Source organism: Micromonospora sp. NPDC047521, from assembly GCF_055587305.1.
The window spans coordinates 367,830-388,819 of sequence record NZ_JBVJGN010000004.1; the positions used below are offsets into that span (position 1 = coordinate 367,830).

A 20,990-nucleotide genomic window follows, 5' to 3' on the forward strand; every position below is an offset into this window, starting at 1 on the left:
GTCAGGCGGAGTAGCCCCGGGTGGCGATCCAGTTGGCCAGGTCGATCGTGGTGACCCAGTACGACGCGTCGGCCGCGTTCGCCGAGTCGGCGATCCGCACGGTCCGGCCGTTGTCCCGGTAACCCACCACGGCGATGTAGTGCCCACCGCCGTAGGAGTGCCAGCCGCCGTTGGTGTCGACGGCGTCGCCGGCGACGTTCGCCACCACGCCACGGCCGTCGGTGATGGCCTTGACGACGTCGGCCTGGAGCTGGTCCATCTGGGCCGGGCTGGGGGTGCCGGCGAACATCCGGGTCCGGTACGGGGAACCCTTGACCTCGGCGTTGAGCACGCGTGTGGTGTCCAGGGCCGAGTTGGTGCCCATCTCGGTGGTGCCCAGCTTGACGGCGAGTTCGTTCTGGGTGCGGTCGATGCCGCTGGCGCTGAGCGCGTTGCGGGTGGCCGCCGGACCGCAGTTGTAGTACGTGTTCTGCGCCTCGTAGTCGTAGTCGAGCACCTTCGTCGCGGGCGGCTTCGGCGGCGTCGGCTTACGGGTGAGGTCCGGGTTGCCGCTGGCCTTCGCGGCGGGCGACGCGGCGCTGGTGGCCGGGGCGGCGCTGCTCGGCGCGGCGCTGGCCGAGGGGGGCGCGACACGTGCCTGGCCACGGGAGGCGGCCATGTCGCTGCGCATCTCGGCGACGGTGGTCGCGGTGTGCTGGCCGGCCGGGGCGTCGTCGGTGTCGGTGAGCAGGACACCGGTGGTGGTCGCGAGCGCGAGGGCCGCGGCGGAGGCGGCGACGATCTGGTACGGACGTTCGGTGGTGAGACGGCGGAGCTGACGCTTCAGGGTGTGCTTCACGGGGTCCTCCACGGTTCGGGGGGAGAGCGGCACACCGGGGCCGAGCCGGTATCCGGGCAGGCGCCAGCGCGCGAACCGTGGTCCGCGGATGGTGAACCGCTCGAGGGGAACGCCCGGCGCGGCCGGGCGGGAAGGGCGATGACCCGGGGGGTCAGCTCACCGGACGGATGAGCGGGGGCACCGCGACGCCGTGGAGGCGGGGGAACAAGCGAGGGGTGGAGAGGTGCTGCACGAGGATGGAACTCCTTCCGACACCGCCTACCGGGTTAGCTGACGGATTCGGGCGGGAAGATCGCCCTACCGCGGGCCGTGGCTCGCGGATTCACCCCGGACGTACTGATGGGTCCCCGGTTCGTTGATCACGATTGAGCGGGTCGGCGCGGCGTCGCCTCTTGCGATCGGTAACCGCACCGGACAGGACGACAGTACTTGTGGTGCGTACGCCTGCCAAGCCGCGCCCACCTGCGTAAACATCATTCTGGGCGACAATTTCTGCGCGTATTGCCGATGACGTGACTCGATGGGACAACCGGTGACGGCGACGCCTGTGGTCGACAACCGGACACGTCGTCGACAACGACGTCGGATTCGCGTGAACAACGGGCCCGATCGCGCCGACCGCCCGATTTCGCGGGCCCGTGACCGGGCTCACGTCACAGATCGGGCTCAACCGACGGGCGGGCTCAACTGACGCGCGCCGGGCGCCAGCGGGCCACCGCGGCGGGACGTACCGCACCGGTCGCCGCCCGGCGGGCCGGCGCCGGGCCGGGTCGCAGTCGGGCTGCGGCCGCGTACGCCTCCTCGGCGAGGGTGCGGGCCGACTCGGCGGCCAGTTCCGCGTCCCGCCAGGCCGACCGTTCCCGCTCGGCGGCGACCCGGTAGTCGGCGAGCCTCGCGTCCCTGATCGCCCGGGCGAGCAGCACCTCCTGCTCGACGGGGTGCCGGCGGGGATCCCAGCCGCGCCGGTGCCCGAACACGTCACCGAGCTGCCCCATGGTCAGCTCCCCGCGCCAGTACGCGGCCATCGCGGCACGGTGCAGGTACCGCTCCCGGGCGGCGTACTCGGCGGGGGTGTGCGGGGTACGCGGGGTGGGCAGCGCCCCGGCGCCGGCGAACCGACGGGCCACGGTGTCCGCCTCGTCGTACCCGGCCCAGGCCCGCTCCGCCTCCTCCTGGGTGACCAGCCAGTCAGCTCGTCGCCGTCGGGCGGTCTGCGCGGCGCCGGCGGCGGCGACAGCCACCTCCTCGGCGTACCGGCGCCTGTCGGCGGCCTCGGCGGCCGCGGCCTCCCGGGCGGTGGGCGCGGTCGGGCCCGGCTCACCCGTCGGCCCGTCCCGCTCCGGACGGGCGACGAGGACGGCGGGCACGCTCAACGCCAGCAGGAACAGCACCGACCAGATGGCGGCGGCCTGCGGCACCTCGGTCAGGAACTGGTAGAAGACGACGGTCTCCATGATCGACACCTCGGAGCGACAGCGATGCGACGGTGAGCCGCACGGGCCGGGCGGGTCGTGGCGTGGCCACGGGCCGACGGGTGCGGGTGGTTGATCGACAGGCGCGGCGGCGGGACGCTCGTCCCGATGGCTCAGCGGGAGGGCGGGGCCCGGGGTGCCCGGCTGGCCGGGCCGTGGGCGTGGGGCCGCCGCTCGGACCGGGCAGCGCTCGCCGGGGTGACACTCGTGGCGGCGGGCAGGATCCCGGCGGCCAGCCGGGCGGGCTGCGGGTCGACCGACCGGGTCGAGGTGTGCCGGTCGGCGGCGTCGTCGGCGACGACCGACGGCAGGTGCCCGATGGCGACCACGCCGACCGGACCGGACGGCGTGCTCGGGCCGGTGACGAGACCCGGTGCGACGCTGGCCTGCCGCATGATCGGCCCGCTGGCGGTGAACGTCGACGCGGCGTCGGCGAACGTCGGGGAACCGGCGGAGGCGGGCGGTGCGCCCGCGCCGAGCGCGAGGGCGACGACGGCCAGGCTGGTCAGCACCCGTGTGGCCCAGCGCGCCACCCACCACAGGGGACAGGTGAGCGCGACCGGAAGCACGTCCTCACGCTACCGCCGTCGCCGGCCGGACGCACCGACGCCGGGCGTGTCGGGTCACGCCGCGCCGACCAGCGTGGACGATCAGCGCGAGTCGGCGTACGTCGATCGGTTTTCGGGCCGGGGCCCGGCGGTCGGCGCGTTCCCGGCCTGGTGGGTGGGTTCGTCAGCGCCGGTGGCTGGTGTGCGCGGACGCGGGACGGCCGACGTGTGGGCCCGGCGGCTCGGGGCGAGCCGGCGCATCATCGGTGTCTCCACGAAGCGGTGCAGCAGTGCGGCGAGGACGAGGTTGACCGACAGGAAGCCGAGCACCACAGCCGGGCCGCGCCACCCGCCGAACCCGGTCCCCCAGTCCCCCGTCCACCGCAGCACGCTCGTCATCACCAGCACGTGCACGAGGTAGAACGCGAACGAGACCTCACCGAGCCAGACCAGCGGGCGGGACCGCCACGGCGAGCGTCGGCCCCGCACGTCGGCGTCCGCCGCGGCGGTGATCACCAGCAGGTAGGCCACGGCAAGCAGGGTGGTCCACAGCTCGGCGCGGATCCACTGTGCCGCTGCCACCCAGGTGGCCACGAAGATCGCGCTCGCGACGGTCAGGCCGGGACCGCGCCACAGGCCCCGGCGCATCAGCTCGGCCGCCACCGCGCCCAACCAGAACTCCAGCGACCGCGTCAGCGGGAAGACCTGGGTGAACCACCACCGGCTGTCCTCCGGCACCAGGTGCTGGGCCGGCCAGAGCGCGAGGATCAGCAGTGGCAACGCGACGATCAGCGTCCACAGCAGCGCGGGCCGCGCCCGGCGCAGCAAGGGCAGCACCAGCGGCAGGCACAGGTAGAAGAAGAACTCGCAGGACAGCGACCAGCTCACCGTGTTGATGCTGTAGAACCAGCCCGGCCTGGGGTCCCAGGCCTGCAACAGCAGGAGGTTCTCCAGCGCGACGGCGGGCAGGACGGGGTCGGCGAACCACCAGGCGACAAGCAGCGCCGCCGCCCACAGCACCAGGTGGTTCGGGTAGATCTTGGCGACCCGCCGGCGCCAGAACGTCCGCCGGGAGTCGCCCGGGCGGGCCGACCAGACCAGCACGAACCCACTGAGAACGAAGAAGAACTGCACCCCGGACAGGCCGAGGGTGAACAGCGCGTCGACAACCGCCTTGTAGTCCGGCTCGGCGATGATCCGCATGGTGCCGGCGTGGAAACCGAAGACCAGCAGCGCGGCGATCCAGCGCAGCCCGGTCAGCGAGGGCAGCCGGGTGACCGGGGCGGGCCGGGCCGTCGCCGGGACGTCGGTGGTGCCCGTCATGCCGGTCGCCTGACGATCAGCAGGGTCACCAGCACGTACGTCTCCTCCTCGGCGCGGCGTCGGACGGCGCGACGGCGACGCCCGCGACGACCCGGCAGGGCCGCACCGGGGCACCCTACCGGGTCACTCCCGGGTGAACCGGACGAGCGTCGTTAACCTTCCGCTCGGCGGGAGTTCAGGGACTCCACCTTCCTCGGCCACGTCAGGTTCCGGGGCCGGCCACCCGGGTCGTCGAAGGTGGCGGCGTGGTCAATGAGCCGACGCACGCACCGCTGCTGAGCATCGTCGTGCCCGTGTACGGCGTGGAGGCGTACCTGTACCAGTGCCTCGAGTCGATCCGGGCGGACATTCCCGCGGGCGACGCGGACGCGGTCGAGCTGATCGCCGTCGACGACGCGTCGCCGGACGGCTGCGGCGCGATGCTGCGCGCGTACGCAGGCCGCGACGGCGTCCGGGTCGTGCACCTGAGCAGCAACGTGGGTCTGGGGCTGGCCCGCAACGCCGGTCTCGACGTGGCCACCGGCAGGTACGTCTGGTTCGTCGACAGCGACGACTGGCTGCCCCCGGGCACCATCGCGGCGGTGCTGGACCGGCTGCGCCAACACCAGCCCGACGTGCTGATGGTGGACCACCTGCGGGTGCACGAGGACGGCCGGCGCGAGGTGGACGCGAGCAGTCACCTGCTGCGCGGGGTGCCGGGTGTGGTCCGCCTGGCCGACCAGCCGCACCTGCTGCGGGTGCAGCACACCGCCTGGAACAAGGTGGTCCGCCGGGCCTTCCTCGACGAGTTGGGGCTGCGGTTCTTCCCCGGCTGGTACGAGGACATCCCGTTCAGCCATCCGCTGCTCATCGGCGCGGAGAAGATCTCCGTACTGGACCGGGTCTGCTACCTGTACCGGCAGGGCCGCCAGGGCGCGATCACCTCCACCCGCAGCGGCCGGCACTTCGACGCGTTCGGCCAGTACGAGCGGCTGATGGACTGGGTCGCCCGCAAACACCCGGACGAGCGGTTGCGGGCCGAGCTGTTCGAGCTGATGATCAGCCACTATCTGGTGGTGGTCGGCAACGACGACCGCCTGCACCCGCACCTGCGGCGGGCGTTCTTCCACCGGGTCGCCGAGCACTACCGCCGCTACCTGCCCACCGGCGGTTACCCGGTGCCGACCGGCGTGGCCGGGCTCAAGCACCGGCTGGTGGGGCGCGGTGACTGGCTGGCGTACTCGGCGCTGCGTCAGGCGCACCGGGTCGCGGGCCGGCTGCGCCGGTCGGGCCCGACGGCGAGCCCGGACGCCGGGACCGACGAGGACCCGAACCGAGGGGACCCCACCACGACGCGGGCCGCGGAGCCCACCGGGACACCCGAGCGGTCCGACGCGTTGGCAGGGGGCCGCCTGCCGTGACCGTCGGAGTCGCACCCCACGCCCGGCGCGGCTCCCGGCGCCGGAGTTTTCCAGGTCGTCCACCCCTCGGGGGGACGACGACAGCACCACCGCACCCCGGTGCGGACGTACCTGAGCAGAGGTCCCAATGACGGCGACAACCAAGATCGGACCGCACGCGGTCGGTGCCGGCGAGCGACCCTTCGTGGTCGCAGAGATGTCCGGCAACCACAACGGCGACCTGGGTCGCGCGCTGGCGATCGTCGACGCGGTGGCCGAGAGCGGGGCGCACGCGCTCAAGCTCCAGACGTACCGGCCGGACACGATCACGATCGACGTCGACACCCCCGCGTTCCGCATCTCCAGCGGGCACGAGCTGTGGGGCGGGGAGAACCTGTACCGCCTCTACGAGCGGGCGCACACCCCGTACGAGTGGCACGCGCCGATCTTCGAGCGGGCCCGCGAGCGCGGTCTGACCGTCTTCTCGTCGCCGTTCGACGCCACGGCCGTGGAACTGCTGGAGTCACTTGACGCGCCCGCGTACAAGATCGCCTCGTCGGAGCTCGTCGACCTTCCGCTGATCCGGTTGGTCGCCGGCACCGGCAAACCGATGGTGATCTCCACCGGGATGGCGACGGTCGCCGAGATCGACGCCGCGGTGCGCACCGCCCGCGACGGCGGCGCGGCGGGCATCATCCTGCTGGCCTGCACGGCGTCCTACCCGGCGCCGCCGGCCGACAGCAACCTGCGCCGGTTGCCGGTGCTGGCCGGCGCCTTCGACGTGCCGGTCGGCCTCTCCGACCACACGCCAGGCATCGGGGTGGCTGTCGCCTCGGTGGCACTGGGCGCCTGCTTCATCGAGAAGCACGTGACGCTTGACCGCGCCGACGGCGGCGTGGACTCGGACTTCTCCCTGAACCCGGGGGAGCTCACCGCCCTGGTCGCCGAGTCCGGCCGGGCGTACGCGGCGCTCGGTGGCACCGCCATCGGCCCGACCCCGGCCGAGCAGGAGGGGCTGCGGTTCCGCCGCTCGTTGTTCGTTGTCGCCGACGTGCGGGCCGGCGACCCGGTGACTGCCGACAACGTCCGCTCGATCCGCCCGGCCGGCGGGCTGGCCCCGGTGGAGATCGACCGGGTGCGGGGCCGCACCTTCACCACCGACGTCCCCCGTGGCACCCCCCTGAGCTGGGACCTGATCTGATCGGTCGCTCCACCGGGGCTGCCCGGCGGGTCCGCCCGCAGCGCCGGTGGAGCGAGGCTGAGAGCCTGTCGAGCTGCCCCGGATATGGGGCGGACAGCCGTCGCGCAGCCGTCGCGCAGCCGTCGCGCAGCCGTCGCGCAGCCGTCGCGCAGCCGTCGCGCAGCCGTCGCGCAGCCGTCGCGCAGCCGTGGACAGCCGTCGCGCAGCCGTGGACAGCCGTCGCGCAGCCCTGCGGACTCCCGAGACTCGCGGTCCAGGTGGACCAGCGGCGGAGGCGCCTGCCCAAGACGAGGGGCAGCTCAGGGATAACCACGGCGCCGACCAGCGGCGAGAGCGTCTGCCCCACATCTGGGGCAGCTCGACAGGCACCACCGTACCGACCGCCAGGGCGGCCGCGCGCCGGCCAGCGCGCCCACCACACCGGGGCTACCGACCGCCGGCGGCGGCTTCCCGCAGGTCCTGGTAGCTGAGTGGCAGCGCAGGCTCGCGGACGACGCCGACAGTGACGACCAGGTCGGCCACGGTGAGGGTGCGCCAGACCGTTGCGCCGGCTGGCGTGCTCAGCCCGTGGGTACGCCACCACACCGCCACCGGCACGTCGGTCAGCTTGCAGTGGCACTCGGTACGGGTCCACCGCGCCCAGAAGTCCGGCACGCCGAAGCGGCGAGCTAGCGCCGGCGGCACCGGGGCGTCCGCGCGTTCGGCGTCGATCGCCACCCGCCACCCGGGCGTCAGCGGGCCGTACCAGCCGACGCAGCGACCATCGTCGAGATGGCTACGAGTCGTCGCGTCGGCCAGGTCGGCGGGTACGCCGATGCGCAGATGCCGCTCGGCGACGGCCAGCTGGGCCAGGTCAGACGGAGGCGGCACCGTCCACCACGATGACCTGGCCGTTGATGTTGGTGTGCTCGCGCAGCAGCATCCGCACCACGGGCACGACTTCCAGCGGCTCGGTGAGGTGACCGCTCGGGGTGCGGCGCACGATCTGGTCGAGCTGGGTCGGGCCGAGCACCGCGGACATCTCCGAGGCGAAGAACCCGGGCGCCACCGCGTTGACGAGCATCCGCCCGCCCAGCTCCCGGGCGAGTGAGCGGGTGGCGGCGTCCATGCCGCCCTTGGTGGCCGAGTACGCCACCAGGCCCGGGAAGCCACGCTGCGCGCAGATCGAGGTGATGTTGACGATCCGCCCACGCAGGCCCTTGCCGAGCATCCGGCGGACCACCAGCCGGGTCAGTTGCAGCGGCGCGGTCAGGTTGGTCTCGATGATCCGGGCGATGTCGTCGGTGGCGGTGTGCACGTGCAGCGAGTCCTGCCCGACGGCCGCGTTGTTGACGATGCCGTCGATCGGGCCGAGGCGCTGCTCCACCTCGCGGACGAAGGCCTGCGCGGCGCGCAGGTCGGTGACGTCCACCGAGCCGACGTGCACCCGGTCGGGGTGCTCGGCGGCGAGCTTCTCCAGCTCCGGGGTGACGGTGCGGGCGAACGCGGCCACCCGTACGCCCGCGTCGAGCAGGTCGGTGACGATGGCCAGGCCCAGCCCCCGTGAGCCCCCGGAGACGAGGACGACGGAGCTGGGGGGAACGAGCTGGGTGTCGGCGGGGTCAGACATCGCTCTTCAGGGTCTCCTTGACGGGGATCTCGGTCAGCACACGGATGCGGCGGGGCACCGCGTGCTCGGGCAGCCGGTCGGCACACCAGCGCACCAGCGCGGCCTCGTCCGGCACGCCGGCGTCGCCGCTGGTCGGGTCGGCGGGGGTGAGGACCACCTCGGCGACCACCATCCGGCCGAGCACCGGGGCGCGGCGGCCGGTGACCCGGGCCCAGGCCACGCCCGGGTGCCCGGTCAGCACACCGCGCACCACACCGGCGGAGACCTTGCTGCCACCGACGTTGATCTCGTCGGAGTCCAGCCGCCCGGTGATCAGCACCCGGCCGTCGACCACCTGCACCCGGTCACCGGTGCGCACCGGGCCGGCAAGCCCGGCCCCGTGGTACGGGGAGGTGACAACCAGCTCGTCGTCCCGTACGGACAGCGTCGGCCGGCCGGGGGCCTGCCGGTCCAACCAGTCGACAGGGAACCCGGCCCGCCCGTCGTGCACCACGATGGACGCACCGACCTCCGACGACGCGTAGATCCAGGAGATCCGGGTGGTCGGGAAGACGTCCCGCAGCTGGTCGAGGATCGCCTGGTCCACCGGCTCCCCGCCGAGGGTGATCTGGCGCAGCGGCACCCGGGCCAGCGCGGCGGCGTCCCGGTAGAGGGTGCGACGCCAGAACGTCGGCGTGCCGGAGGCGGCGTCCACCCCGTGCGCGGCGGCGACCGCGGGCCAGTCGTCCAGCTCGTCCGGCTCGATGACCACCAGGTGCTGCCCGGGCTGGGTCAGCGACAGGGTGACCACCTGCCACCAGGCGTACGTGCCGGGGGCGTAGGGGCAGAGCCAGGTCCGCTCGGGCTGGTCGGCCCGCACGGTGGTCAGCGTGTCGAGGGTGTGTCCGACCCGCTTCGGACGGCCTGTCGAACCGGAGGTCAACAGCCAGAGCCGGCCGGGGTCGGCGGCGCGCGGCCGGGCCGGTGCGCTCGGATGCGTGCCGTCGTCGTCGAGGACGGTGACCGCGAAGCCGGCCTCGGACAGGTCGGCGCGCATCGCCGCGTCCACCCGGCTCGCGGTGCTGAGCAGCAGCTCGGTGCCGCGCACGGCGTGCTGCCGCGCGGCGGCGAGGGCGTGCGCGGCGGAGTGCGCCAGCACCGCGGCGGGGTCGGGCAGCGCCGGCGCCGGCAGCTCCCGCCAGGTCAACGCGACGCCGCCGACGACCACCCGGTTGTCGACGCCGGCCGGCTCGGGACGCGTGGCCGCCGCGGGGCCAGGTGTCGCGACCGTCACTGGTGCTGAAGCTCGACGAGGAAGTCGAGGACGTCACCGACGGTGGCGATGCGGCGCAGGCCGGGAGCGTCGAAGTTGAGCTCCTCCCCCGTCTCGTCCTCCACCCGCAGGGCCAGCTCGGAGAAGTCCAGTGAGCGGAAGCCGATCTCCCGCAGCTGCGCCGCGTCGTCGGCGGGCAGCTCCTTGTCCTGGTTCTTCAACACCTGCGCCATGAGGTCGCGGATCTGCGCGCGACTCAATTCGTTCATGCGCCGGAGTCTACAACCCAACGAATGCATATCCGATTTCCCGGTGCACCCGGGTAAGGTTCCCGGACCGGGCGTGAACAGATTGAAAGCGAGAGGCACGTGCTGCGCGAAGCAACAGCGGACGACGTTCACCTGATGTTGTCCTGGCGTAATCAGAAAGCCAACCGGCAGGTCAGCAGGAACAGCCACGAGATCACCGCCGAGGAGCACGCCCGGTGGTGGTCGGCGGTCCGCGACGACCCGTCGCGACGGGTGCTGGTGTACGTCCGCGACGACCGCCCCTGCGGTGTGGTCACCTTCTTCGACCTGCGGCTGGACGGCCCCCGGACGGGTGCCTGGGGCTTCTATCTGGACTCCGAGGGGCTGGCCGGGCGGGACGAGACGCTGCCCGCCTGGCTGGGCATCATGCGGGAGGCCGTGGAGTACGCCTTCGACGGGTTGCACCTGGACCGGCTCGACGGGGAGGTGCTGGAGCACAACACCGTCGTACGGCAGATGAACAGACGTTTCCGTTTTGTCGAGGGCACCGGACGCCGGGAGATGTCCGACGGTCGGGAAATCACGGTCATCCCCATTTCGCTCCACCAGGGCGACCGCCGCCGACGCTGATTGTCGCGCATATTCGCGCAATGGTCGGAAACGATTAACCGCTGCCGCCCCCCTTGGACACCGGCCGTTCATAAAAGGCCGTGTCACATTCGTCGCCACGCCGCCCAGTGCTGGCGCTCGTTGCCGCCGAGCCGGACGAAGCCGTACCGGGCGCCGTCCCAGTCGTCGGGTTGGCCGGGCGCCCAGCGGGCGAACACCACCTGCGCCGCGGCCGGCGGCTGCTCGCGGAACCACCGCACGTCGGTCCAGGTCACCTGGTGACTGAGGTTGAACCGCAGGATGTAGTGCACGCCCGTGGACGCCCACACCCGCTCGCCGGGGCGTACCCCGACGTCGGCCACCCGGGGGGTGGGCGCGGTGCTCGCCACGGTCGGGCGCACCAGCCGCTGGTCGATCACCTGCATGGTGACGAGGTTGACCGCCACGAGGACGCCGAGGACCGGCAGCCGCAGGCGGGGCACCTGGACCGCGGCGACCAGCAGCAGGCAGCCGGCGGCGCCGATCAGCGACCCGACGACCGGGCGCATCTCCCGCCAGCCGCCGGTCAACGCCATCAGGTCGGGCGCGCCGAAGCCGCCGTAGCGCAGGGTGTGCCCCCGGCTGGCCACGTACGCGAGCCGGGCCGCGACGAGCGCGCCGCCGGCGGCCAGCAGGGCCACCGCGACGGCCGTGCGGCGCAGCACCACCCGGCGCCCGGCGGTGAGCAGCACACCGAGCCCGACGAGCATCCAGAACGGCGCGAGCATCTGCACGTAGCGTCCGTAGATCGCGTCCAACGGCTTGCCGGTGATGCCGGCCAGGATGACCGAGGCCCCGCTGGCGACCCCGATGCTCGTGACCAGCGCGACGCCCATCGTCCAGCGGGTCGCGTCGCCGTGGCGGGGACGCCACAGTTCCCGGACGGCGGCTGCCCAGGCCACCCCTGCCATCCCGAAGGTGATCACGACGAGGTACCAGAGCTGCGTGGTGACCGCCGCGCCGACCCGGACCACACCCTGCGCGGAGGCGACCGCGTCGACCACGCTGCCGCCCGGGGTGCTGCCCAGCAGGTAGACCTTGTCCCCGAGCAGCCGGATGCCGGCCTCGTTGACGAGCGCCAGGGCCAGCACCGGCGCCAGCGCCGCGAGCACCCCGGCGGGGCTGATCCGGCGGCGGACCAGCAGCAGCAGCACCAGACCGGCGTGGATGCCGACGATCACCAGGCCCCGGGAGTGCAGCAGGTGGAACGCGCCGACGAACAGGCCGACGGCGGCCGCGGCGAGCGGCCCGGGTCGCCCGATCCAGCGGTGCACGGCGAGCAGCCAGGCCACCACCAGCGGCGCCATCACCGCGTCGATCATGGCGACGCCGGCGTAGAAGGCGGTCGCCGGCAGGGTCGCGGCCACCACCGCCGCACCCAGGGCGTACGAGCGGCGCAGCCCGAGCAGCCGCCGCCCCAGCAGGTACGCCAGGGGCAGCAGCGTCGAGTTCACCATCGCGTTGATCAGTTGGACCAGCCGGTAGCTGTCGGCGAAGTCCCGGTCGCCGAGGAACGCCGGCGAGATCAGCATGGGGTAGCCGACCCGACGCAGCAGGTCGTTCTCGCTGCTGAACCCGCCCGGGCCACCGGCCAGCGCGCGGGCGGTGTTGAGGTAGCTGTCCTCGTCGGTGTGCGCGATCGGCAGCACGACGTGCCGGGACAGCCACATCCGCCAGGCGACGCTGAGCACCCACCCGACGAGCAGCAGCAGCGGCACGAGCCAGCGCCGCGCGGGTGCGGCGGGCGGCGTACCGGCCGGAGCAGCCGGCCGTTCCATCACGTCGCTGCCGGATGCCATCAACGCCTCCTGAGGTCGCCGGCCGGGCCGGTGGTGCGCGGGCCGGACGGCGCTGCGGCCGGCCGGTGACGCGCGTGGGGGTGCACCGCTCACGCCGAGGTGGCGCGGCTGTCGGGTGAACGCGGCAACCGGCGGCGCGAGGGCGCCCGGGTCGCTCGCGCGGCCACTGTAGCGGCCGGATCCGGCCTGGTCAGCCCGCTTCGCGGAGGTCCGCAAGTGTTCGCCTGCGCGGCGTGCGGCATTCACGGGAGCAGTGGACGCGGTTAACCCGCGAGCGCCGGGGCGTTAACCCGCCATGGCTAGCGTGTCACCCCGGTCGGCCGGCCGAGGGCCGCCCGTTCATCCACGAACACGGGAGCACCACATTGAGTGAGTTGAATGGATCGTCCATTCTGATCACCGGGGGAACGGGTTCCTTCGGCAGGACCTTCCTGCGGCACATCCTCAACGAGGCCGACCCCGCCCGGGTGGTGGTGTTCTCCCGCGACGAGCTCAAGCAGTACGAGCTGCGCCAGCAACTCGGCGACGACCCGCGGCTGCGCTGGTTCATCGGCGACATCCGGGACCGGCACCGCCTCACCCGCGCCATGCACGGCGTGGACCACGTGGTGCACGCCGCCGCCCTCAAGCAGGTGGACACCGCTGAGTACAACCCCTCCGAGTTCATCGCCACCAACATCACCGGCTCGCAGCACGTGGTCGACGCCGCGATCGAGGCAGGCGTCCGGAAGGTCATCGCGCTCTCCACCGACAAGGCGTCCAGCCCGATCAACCTGTACGGCGCCACGAAGCTCGTCGGCGACAAGCTGTTCGTCTCGGCCAACCACTACGCCGCCCACCACCCCACCCGGTTCGCGGTGGTCCGCTACGGCAACGTGGTCGGCAGCCGCGGCTCGGTGGTCCCGCTGTTCCACCGGCTGGCCGCCGAGGGCAAGAGCCTGCCGGTCACCGACAAGCGGATGACCCGTTTCTGGATCACCCTGGAGCAGGCCGTCCAGTTCGTCATGGACTCGTTCGACCAGATGCAGGGCGGCGAGCTGTTCGTGCCGCGCATCCCGAGCATGCGCATCCTCGACCTGGTCGAGGCCGTCGCGCCGGACGCCACCACCCACGAGATCGGCATCCGGCCCGGCGAGAAGCTGCACGAGGAGATGATCGCGCCGGACGACAGCCGCCGGACGCTGCGCGCCAAGGACCGCTACATCGTCCAGCCGACAATCGCCGGCTGGGGTTACCAGCCGCCTGTCGACTGCGAGCCGGTGCCGGACGGCTTCGCGTACCAGTCGGACACCAACGACGAGTGGCTCAGCGTCGAGCAGCTGCGCGACATGCTCGGCCTCACCGCATGACGGGGATGCTCCCGTACGGCCGGCAGTCGGTCACCGAGGACGACATCGCGGCCGTCGCCGACGTGCTGCGCGGCGACTGGCTCACCACGGGTCCGCAGGTGGACGCCTTCGAGGCCGACCTGGCCCGGTGGACCGGCGGGGTGGGCGTCGCCGCCGTCTCCAACGGCACGGCCGCGCTGCACGTGGCGTACGCGGCCGCCGGGGTGGGACCGGGCGACGAGGTCGTCGTCCCGCCGATGACGTTCGTGGCGACCGCCAGCAGCGCCGTCGCCCTCGGCGCGAAGATCGTGTTCGCCGACGTCGACGACGAGACGTTCTGCCTCGACCCGGCGGCCGCCGCCGCGGCCGTCACCTCGCGTACGAAGGTCGTCGCCGCTGTCGACTACGCCGGCCACCCGGCCGACTACGACGCCCTGCGCCGGTCGCTCGTCGGCAGCGAGGCGCTGCTGCTCGCCGACGCGGCGCACTCGATCGGCGGGACGTACCACGGCCGGCCGGTCGGTTCGCTCGCCGACCTGACGACGTTCTCGTTCTTCCCCACGAAGAACCTCACCACCGCCGAGGGTGGGGCGGTCGCCGCCCTGGACCCGGGGATCCTGAAGCGGGCCCGCCGGTTCCGCGGCGTCGGCGTGGTCCGCGAGCGCCACGAGCTGCGCTCTCCGGACGAGGGCGGCTGGCACCAGGAGGTGCACGAGTTCGGGCTGAACTACCGGCTGCCGGACGTGCTCTGCGCCCTGGGCCGCAGCCAGCTACGCCGCCTCGCCGGGTTCACGGCGCGTCGGGCCGCCCTTGTCGCCCGCTACGACGAGGCGCTGTCCGACCTGGACGGCGTGGTGACGCCCACCCGCCGGTCGTGGGCCGACCCGGCGTGGCACCTGTACCCGATCCGGGTGCTCGACGGCCGCCGCCGCGAGGTGTACGACCGGATGCGCGCCGCCGGCATCGGCGTCCAGGTCAACTACCTCCCGGTGCACTGGCACCCGGCGTTCGCCGATCTGGGCTACCGGCGCGGATCCTGCCCGGTGGCCGAGTCGTTCTACTCCCAGCAGCTGTCGCTGCCGCTCTACCCGGGGCTCAGCGACGCCGACCAGGACCGCGTCGTCGACGCGCTGACCGCGATTCTGCGGGGCAGCGCGGTGCGTTCCGCCGCCTGATGGGGACCTGATGCACCACGCGAACCACTTCTACGGCCACGCGCACGTCCTGGCCCGCTACGCGGGTCTCGGCGACCGGCACCCACCCCGGATCAACGGGTACGTGCAGCACGGCTGGAACATCGGCGACGGTCTGGCCCCGGGCCACCCGTACGCCGACCGCGCCCCGAGCCTGCTCTGGTCGGAGCAGACGCGCCGGCGGGCCTGGTCGGTGGGGCGACGCAACGTGGTCGTCATCGGCGCGCCGTTCGTCTACCTGCTGGCCATGCGTCCCGAGGAGCCGCCGGCCGAGGAGCGCGAGGGCACCATCTGGTACCCGTTCCACGGCTGGGAGGGCCAGCACGTCAAGGGCGACCACCGCAAGCTGATCGCCCTGATCCGGGAGACCGAGCCCGGCCCGGTCACGGTCTGCCTGTACTGGCACGAGTACGGCATGCGCAACGTCCGCCGGCTCTACGAGCGCGCCGGCTTCCGGGTGATCTGCCACGGCTACCGGGGGCACTGGTGGAAGGACACCGACCCGGAGTTCCTCGACAAGCAGTTGACCGAACTGCGCCGGCACCGCCGGGTCGCCTCCAACCGGCTGACCAGCGCGATCTTCTACGGCATCGCGGCGGGCTGCGAACCGGCCGTCTACGGCGACCCGATGATCCTGTCCAACGAGGACCCGACCTTCGGTGGGACGGCCCGCATCCGGCGACAGTGGCCGCAGCTGCACGGCGCCACAGTCGACCTGTCCGCAGCGGTCGAGATCGCCCGCGCCGAGCTCGGCACCGACCACCGCTGCTCGCCCGCCGAACTGCGCGAGCTGCTCGGATGGGCGAACCTCCAGGAGGAAGAGGAAGACCGTGACGACTGAGACGGCACCCGCCGGCCGGATCACCCTGCCGGGCGGCGAGATGCTGGCCTGGTCCGACCTGCCGCGCGAACGGCTGGCCGACGGTGGGCCGCTCGCCGCGCTGGCCGCCCGGATCGTGCCGTCCGGCGCCCGGGTCCTGCTGGCCGGCCCGCACGACCCGGCGCTGCTCGACCGGCTCACCCACGCCGAGGTGACCTGCCTGCTGCGCAGCCACCCGGACGCGGTGGCGCTCGCCCCGCGCGCAGCCCACGTGGTGGTGGGCGGCCCGGCCGGATTGCCGGCCGACGAGACGTACGACGTGGTCATCGCCGCCGCCGGACTGGACCCGGTGGAGTCGGTGGAGGGCGCCCGGCTCGGCTGGGACGGAGTGCTGGCGCGACTCGTCGGCGCGCTGCGGCCGGGAGGCGCGCTGCTGCTGCGCCTGGACAACCCGCTCGGCCTGCACCGACTCGTTGACACCACCCCCTGGTACGCCGGCCGGGACGACTCCGCCTGGGTGATCGGTGGTGTGCTGGACCAGGCCCACCCGGCCAACCGCGACCAGCTCCGCGAGCGGCTGCGCGGCGCCGGGCTGCTCCCGGCCGCCTGCTGGGCCGCGTACCCCGACTCCGGCGCCCCCACGGCGCTGCTCGACGCCGACCAGCTCGACCGGGGCGCCGGCTCCGGCCTGTTCGACGCGGTGCTGCACGGCGCCTGCGCGGCGGGCTTCGCAGGCACGACTGTCCTTCAGGACCCGGCCCGGCTGGCGGTGGACGCGCTGCACGCCGGGCGCGCCGCCGACCTCGCGCCGGGCTGGCTGATGCTCGCCCACCGGGACGGGGCACCGGCGCCGGGGTCCGAGGCGGACCTGCCGGTGGCCCTCGCGCAGACCGGGCAACCCGGGATCGGCGTGCTGGAGGTGCTCGACGGGCCGTCGGGCTGGCGCTGGGGGCTCACCCCGGGCACCGGCGCGGGCCTGCCGGCCGCGCAGCCGTTCGCCAGCCGCGTGGCCGCCTACCGGGACCCGGACGCGCTGAGCGGGCCGGTGCCGCCCGGCCGGCTGCTGCGTACCCTCCTGCTCGACGCGGCCCTGCGCCGCGACCTGGCGACCCTGCGCACGCTGCTGCGGGGGTACGCGGGCTGGCTCGCCGACCAGGCCGACCCCGACGGTCTCGTCGTCGGCGCGACCGCACTGGCCGGCACCGACAACGTGGTCGTCGACGGCGGCCGGTACGCCGTCCTCGACGCGAGCTGGCGGGCCACCGGCGCCCTCCCGGCGGACGTGGTGCTGGCCCGCGGCCTGTGGCGCTTCGCGGCGGACCTGTTCACCGGCGGGTACGCGCACCCGTGGTCGTCCACCCTCGACGTGGCAGGCCTGACAGTGGTGCTCGGCGGGCTCGCCGGACGGGACCTCGACCGTACGACGGTCGCCGACGCGGTGGACGCCGAGGCGGAGATCACGGCGGCCCTGCACCAGCTCGACGCCGACGGCCGGGTCACCCTCGCCACCCGGCTGCACGCCGTCGCACCGACCGACCCGCCGGTCGGCCCGCACAGCTACCAGCAGTTGCGCGAGGCGTGGCTGCGCCAGCGGGAGGAACTGAGTCGACTCGCGGCGCTCACCGCGTGGACCGAGGAACTGCTGACCTCGCGCGAACGGGCGCTGCGCCGCGCCGAGACGACGATCGGCCTGCTCAGCGGCTCACTCAGCTACCGGGTGGGCCGGCTCGCCATCACCCCGGCCCGGCTCGCCAAGCGTGGCGCCCGCGCCGCCAAGCGCCGGGCCCGCACGGTGCTCGCCCCGAGGCAGGAGGAGCAGCAGTGACCGGGCCACGCATCGTCGGGATCGTGCAGGCCCGGATGGGATCGTCGCGCCTGCCCGGCAAGGTGCTCCGCCCGCTCGCCGGACGGTCCGTGCTGGGCCGGGTGGTGCGTGCCGCCAGCGACAGCGGCGTCCTCGCCGACCTGGTGGTGGCCACCAGCACCGACCCGGTCGACGACGCGGTCGTCGCCGAGTGCGAACGGCTGGACGTGCCGTGCCACCGGGGGCCCGTCGACGACGTCCTGGACCGGTTCGTGGGCGCTCTCGCCGCGCACCCCGGGGACGCGGTCATGCGGTTCACCGCCGACTGCCCCCTGCTCGACCCGGAGATCGTCGCGCTGGTCGCCGCCGTGTACCGGGCGGTCCCCGGACTGGACTACGCGAGCACGTCGATCGCCCGTACGCTGCCCCGTGGGCTGGACGTCGAGATCATCCGGGCGGACGCGCTGCGTACCCTCGACCGGCTCGCCACCGGGCACCACCGGGTGCACGTGACCTCGTACGCGTACACCCACCCCGACCTGTTCCGGGTGCTCGGGGTGACGCTCACCCCGGACCGTTCCGGGCTGCGGCTGACCCTCGACACCGAACAGGACTGGGCGCTCGTCAGCGCCGTCGTCGACCACTTCGGCGACGTCAGCGTGCCGCTGGCCAAACTCGCCGACTGGCTGGACGGGCAGCCCCGGCTCCGGGCGCTCAACGCCGACGTCCGCCAGAAGCGCCTGGAGGAGTCCTGAACACGATCCGGATCGGGGTGCGCTGCGACGCCGGGCCGCGACGCGGTGTCGGGCACCTCGTACGCTGCCTGGCCCTCGCCGAGGAGTTCCAGGCCCGCGGTGCCCACGTCGCGGTGTTCGGCACCGTCGAACGCCTCGACTGGGCCGTCGCCGAACTGGCCGCGCGCGGCATCGGACTGCACCCCGGCCCCGACTCGCCGGCCGAGCTGGTCGAGGCCGCGCACCGGCACGACCTGGACGTGATGGTCCTCGACTCCTACGAGCTGGACCCGGCCGGCGCGGGCGCGCTGCGTGCCGCCGGCGTGTTCACAGTCGCCGTCATCGACGGCGACAGCCGAGGCCAGGACGCCGACCTCTACCTCGACCAGAACTTCGGAGCGCGGCACCCGGAGCTGCCCGGTCGGCTGCTCGCCGGCAGCGCGTACGCCCTGCTGCGCGACTCGGTGATCACCGCCCGTCCGCCGGCGCCCCCGCCCGCCACGACCGCCGGCCGACCCCGTGTACTGGCGTTCTTCGGCGGCACCGACGCGGTAGGCGCGGCCCCGGTGCTGACCCGGGTGCTGGTGGCCACCGGCCATCCGATGGACCTCACGGTCGTCGTCGGTCGACCCGGGATCGAGGCGGAGCTGGAGGAGATCACCCCCGGCCGGGGGCAGAGCATCCGACCCGTCCCGCCCACCGGCGCGCTGCCGTCCCTGATCACCGCCGCCGACCTGGTGGTCAGCGCCGCCGGCACGTCCACCTGGGAACTCTGCTGCCTCGGGGCACCCGCCGCGCTGGTCTGCGTGGTCGACAACCAGCGCGAGTCGTACGACCGGGTGGTCCGGCACGGCCTGGCCGCCGGCCTCGGCGTCCTGCCCGAGCTGACCGCCGCCGGCATCCCCGGTCGGGCGGCGCGCGCGACGGCGGCGCGGACCCTGAACGGCCTGCTCGGCTCCCCGCAGCGGCGCGCGGCGCTGGCCGCGCGGGCCTGGTCCGCCGTCGACGGGCAGGGTCGGGCGCGGGTCGTGGACGCGGTGCTCGACGCCGTCCGCCCGGCCGCCGTCACCGGCTGACCTGCGAAGGTCAGGCTCGCGGGCTGCGGGCGACGCATCCGAGATCGAGCACGAGCCGGCTGACCGGCATGGCTTCACACCTAGCACGGGTGTACGAAAGTGCTGCTAGGGTGGCCGCATGACGCAGGCCGCCTACCAGCCGTCGATGCTCGACCTGGCCGACGCCGGGCCGACCCTGGGGCCGCTGCCCGGCCAGATCCGCAGGCACCAGCTCAGCCGGGGCGCCTGGGTCGACCACCTCCCGGGCTGGGTGCGCGGCTCCGACACGGTCCTCGACACCCTGCTCACCGAGGTGCCCTGGCGTGCCGAACGGCGCACCATGTTCGACAACGAGGTCGACGTGCCGCGCCTGCTCTGCTGGTACGCGGGCGACCGGCAGCTCCCCCATCCCGTGCTCACCGAGGCGCGGGCGGCGCTGACCCGGCACTACGCCCCCGAGCTGGGCGAGCCGTTCGTCACCGCGGGCATGTGCCTCTACCGGTCCGGGCGCGACAGCGTGGCCTGGCACGGCGACACCATCGGCCGCTCGGCGCACACCGACACGGTCGTCGCGATCGTCTCGTTCGGGGCGCCCCGGCCGCTGCTGCTGCGTCCCCGTGGCGGCGGCGAGAGCCTGCGCTTCCCCGTCGGGCACGGCGACCTGATCGTGATGGGCGGCTCCTGCCAACGCACCTGGGAACACGCCATCCCCAAGACCACCCGCCCGGTGGGCCCTCGGGTCAGCGTCCAGTTCCGCCCCGTCAACGTCGCCTGACCCGAGCCCCGCCTCGCCGATCTTGCACTTTCGGACGCCTACGTGCCCCTTTCGCGCTGCGTTGTCGGTGCGGGAAGTGCAAGATCGGGCGAGCGGGGCGCCAGCTATAGGAGGCCGGCTAGTTTGTAGAGGACCAGGGAGCCGGCTACCGCGACGTTGAGGCTGTAACCATGGCCGACCATGGGAATCTCCACCGCCGCGTCCAACTGGTCGAGCGCCTCGGGTGGGATGCCGGTCGCCTCGTGCCCCAGCAGCACCACGGTGCGGCCCCGAGCGGCGGGCAGATCACCGAGCCGGACGGCCTCGTCGGCCAACTCAACGCCGAGGATCCGCGTGCCGGCGGCCCGTTCGGCGGCCAGCCAGCGCAGCGGACTGCCGACCCGGTGGATGCAGCCCGGCCGGCGCAACGTGTTGCCCCGGGCCACCGCCTCATCCACCCAGCGGAGCGGAGGCACGGCTAGGCAGGCACCGACCGCGTCGCACGTACGCAACAGGGTGCCCAGGTTCGCGCCGTGCATCGGCCAGAGTGGAGCGGCGATCAGGTGACCCCAACAGCGGTGTGGCCGGGGACGTCGGGCGGCGCGTAGCTCACGCCTCGGCCGGACCCGGATGGCGGCGCTCACGCCGCGCTGGCGACTCCGCCGGACAGAGAAGGAATCATGTTGAGGGGTGCTTCGCGGTGCACCCGGACCCTCACCGACAACAGAGAGCCCCACCATACCGCGCTGCCGGACACGCCACTCCCCATGATCGTGCTCGATCCAGGATCGAGTGGCATCACCCTGTCGGCGAAGCCACTACTTCCAGGATCGAGCACGATCTTGCGGCGGCTCGAACGACAAGATCCGCACAACTTCAGGGAAAGTGCTGCCTCCGGCATCCCGGAAGCACCAACTTCCCCGAAGTTGTGCGGATCTTGGGGGCGGGCACGCGCCGGGCACGCCGGGCAACGCCGCGACAAGGC

Annotated in this window: 20 protein-coding genes and 1 riboswitch; of the genes, 10 read left to right on the plus strand and 10 right to left on the minus strand. The window is 73.5% G+C overall.

Translation table 11 applies throughout. From position 1 onward, the window contains the following. Position 1 precedes the first annotated feature (1 nt). From ACZ6N8_RS12410 to ACZ6N8_RS12425, 4 genes are all read right to left on the minus strand, one after another. Complete coding sequence (locus ACZ6N8_RS12410; protein ID WP_466009600.1) at positions 2–850, minus strand: C39 family peptidase; 849 nt, start codon at positions 848–850, stop codon at positions 2–4. A 228-nt stretch (positions 851–1,078) separates the two neighbouring features. Next, positions 1,079–1,220, minus strand: a riboswitch (cyclic di-AMP (ydaO/yuaA leader). 301 nt (positions 1,221–1,521) lie between these two features. Beyond that, positions 1,522–2,292: a hypothetical protein gene (locus ACZ6N8_RS12415; protein ID WP_466009602.1), complete on the minus strand. Its 771-nt coding sequence runs from the start codon at positions 2,290–2,292 to the stop codon at positions 1,522–1,524. Positions 2,293–2,423: 131 nt separating this feature from the next. Further along, a complete protein-coding gene (locus ACZ6N8_RS12420) occupies positions 2,424–2,879 on the minus strand; it encodes a hypothetical protein (RefSeq protein ID WP_466009603.1) in 456 nt (151 codons plus the stop codon). Positions 2,880–2,960: 81 nt separating this feature from the next. Continuing rightward, complete coding sequence (locus tag ACZ6N8_RS12425) at positions 2,961–4,181, minus strand: acyltransferase family protein (RefSeq protein ID WP_466009604.1); 1,221 nt, start codon at positions 4,179–4,181, stop codon at positions 2,961–2,963. Between the two features lie 245 nt (positions 4,182–4,426). On the opposite strand from ACZ6N8_RS12425, the gene ACZ6N8_RS12430 reads away from it, so the two are divergent. Together ACZ6N8_RS12430 and pseI are read left to right on the plus strand one after the other, a co-directional pair. After that, positions 4,427–5,581, plus strand: coding sequence for a glycosyltransferase family 2 protein (locus ACZ6N8_RS12430; RefSeq protein ID WP_466009606.1), 1,155 nt, complete (start codon positions 4,427–4,429; stop codon positions 5,579–5,581). Between the two features lie 127 nt (positions 5,582–5,708). Then, positions 5,709–6,761 carry a pseudaminic acid synthase gene (gene pseI / locus ACZ6N8_RS12435; protein WP_466009608.1) on the plus strand — a complete coding sequence of 351 codons (1,053 nt, stop codon included), beginning with the start codon at positions 5,709–5,711 and terminating at the stop codon, positions 6,759–6,761. A 426-nt stretch (positions 6,762–7,187) separates the two neighbouring features. Here pseI and ACZ6N8_RS12440 read toward each other — a convergent pair whose 3' ends face one another. From ACZ6N8_RS12440 to ACZ6N8_RS12455, 4 genes are read right to left on the minus strand one after another with little or no spacing between them, the layout of a single operon-like run. Next, complete coding sequence (locus ACZ6N8_RS12440; protein ID WP_466009610.1) at positions 7,188–7,631, minus strand: hypothetical protein; 444 nt, start codon at positions 7,629–7,631, stop codon at positions 7,188–7,190. Further along, a complete protein-coding gene (locus ACZ6N8_RS12445) occupies positions 7,615–8,370 on the minus strand; it encodes an SDR family NAD(P)-dependent oxidoreductase (RefSeq protein ID WP_466009612.1) in 756 nt (251 codons plus the stop codon). Before ACZ6N8_RS12445 ends, ACZ6N8_RS12440 begins: the two co-directional genes overlap by 17 nt. Further along, complete coding sequence (locus tag ACZ6N8_RS12450) at positions 8,363–9,643, minus strand: AMP-binding protein (RefSeq protein ID WP_466009614.1); 1,281 nt, start codon at positions 9,641–9,643, stop codon at positions 8,363–8,365. The genes ACZ6N8_RS12445 and ACZ6N8_RS12450 overlap by 8 nt, the downstream gene beginning before the upstream one ends. Beyond that, positions 9,640–9,891, minus strand: a complete 252-nt coding sequence (locus tag ACZ6N8_RS12455; protein ID WP_091401397.1) for an acyl carrier protein — start codon at positions 9,889–9,891, stop codon at positions 9,640–9,642. Before ACZ6N8_RS12455 ends, ACZ6N8_RS12450 begins: the two co-directional genes overlap by 4 nt. Before the next feature lie 99 nt (positions 9,892–9,990). Here ACZ6N8_RS12455 and ACZ6N8_RS12460 point away from each other — a divergent pair, with 99 nt between their 5' ends. Then, positions 9,991–10,500: a GNAT family N-acetyltransferase gene (locus ACZ6N8_RS12460; RefSeq protein WP_466009615.1), complete on the plus strand. Its 510-nt coding sequence runs from the start codon at positions 9,991–9,993 to the stop codon at positions 10,498–10,500. Positions 10,501–10,583: 83 nt separating this feature from the next. Here ACZ6N8_RS12460 and ACZ6N8_RS12465 read toward each other — a convergent pair whose 3' ends face one another. Further along, positions 10,584–12,317, minus strand: coding sequence for a hypothetical protein (locus tag ACZ6N8_RS12465; RefSeq protein WP_466009617.1), 1,734 nt, complete (start codon positions 12,315–12,317; stop codon positions 10,584–10,586). Positions 12,318–12,682: 365 nt separating this feature from the next. On the opposite strand from ACZ6N8_RS12465, the gene pseB reads away from it, so the two are divergent. The 7 genes from pseB to ACZ6N8_RS12500 all read left to right on the plus strand — a co-directional run bounded on the left by pseB (position 12,683) and on the right by ACZ6N8_RS12500 (position 20,026). Next, a complete protein-coding gene (pseB, locus tag ACZ6N8_RS12470; RefSeq protein ID WP_357986271.1) occupies positions 12,683–13,666 on the plus strand; it encodes a UDP-N-acetylglucosamine 4,6-dehydratase (inverting) in 984 nt (327 codons plus the stop codon). After that, positions 13,663–14,820 (plus strand): DegT/DnrJ/EryC1/StrS family aminotransferase, encoded by a 1,158-nt coding sequence (locus ACZ6N8_RS12475; protein WP_466009619.1) that lies wholly within the window; start codon positions 13,663–13,665, stop codon positions 14,818–14,820. The genes pseB and ACZ6N8_RS12475 overlap by 4 nt, the downstream gene beginning before the upstream one ends. Before the next feature lie 10 nt (positions 14,821–14,830). Then, the gene (locus ACZ6N8_RS12480; protein ID WP_357986265.1) at positions 14,831–15,679 is read left to right on the plus strand and encodes a hypothetical protein; all 849 of its coding nucleotides are present in this window, start codon (positions 14,831–14,833) and stop codon (positions 15,677–15,679) included. After that, positions 15,669–17,483 carry a class I SAM-dependent methyltransferase gene (locus ACZ6N8_RS12485; protein ID WP_466009622.1) on the plus strand — a complete coding sequence of 605 codons (1,815 nt, stop codon included), beginning with the start codon at positions 15,669–15,671 and terminating at the stop codon, positions 17,481–17,483. Before ACZ6N8_RS12480 ends, ACZ6N8_RS12485 begins: the two co-directional genes overlap by 11 nt. Next, the gene (locus tag ACZ6N8_RS12490; protein WP_357986259.1) at positions 17,480–18,217 is read left to right on the plus strand and encodes a glycosyltransferase family protein; all 738 of its coding nucleotides are present in this window, start codon (positions 17,480–17,482) and stop codon (positions 18,215–18,217) included. The genes ACZ6N8_RS12485 and ACZ6N8_RS12490 overlap by 4 nt, the downstream gene beginning before the upstream one ends. Continuing rightward, positions 18,214–19,272, plus strand: a complete 1,059-nt coding sequence (locus ACZ6N8_RS12495; protein ID WP_377602115.1) for a PseG/SpsG family protein — start codon at positions 18,214–18,216, stop codon at positions 19,270–19,272. Before ACZ6N8_RS12490 ends, ACZ6N8_RS12495 begins: the two co-directional genes overlap by 4 nt. Positions 19,273–19,390: 118 nt before the next feature. Next, the gene (locus ACZ6N8_RS12500; protein ID WP_357986256.1) at positions 19,391–20,026 is read left to right on the plus strand and encodes an alpha-ketoglutarate-dependent dioxygenase AlkB; all 636 of its coding nucleotides are present in this window, start codon (positions 19,391–19,393) and stop codon (positions 20,024–20,026) included. Positions 20,027–20,130: 104 nt separating this feature from the next. Here ACZ6N8_RS12500 and ACZ6N8_RS12505 read toward each other — a convergent pair whose 3' ends face one another. Further along, positions 20,131–20,544 carry a TrmH family RNA methyltransferase gene (locus ACZ6N8_RS12505; RefSeq protein ID WP_357986253.1) on the minus strand — a complete coding sequence of 138 codons (414 nt, stop codon included), beginning with the start codon at positions 20,542–20,544 and terminating at the stop codon, positions 20,131–20,133. Between the last annotated feature and the right edge of the window lie 446 nt (positions 20,545–20,990).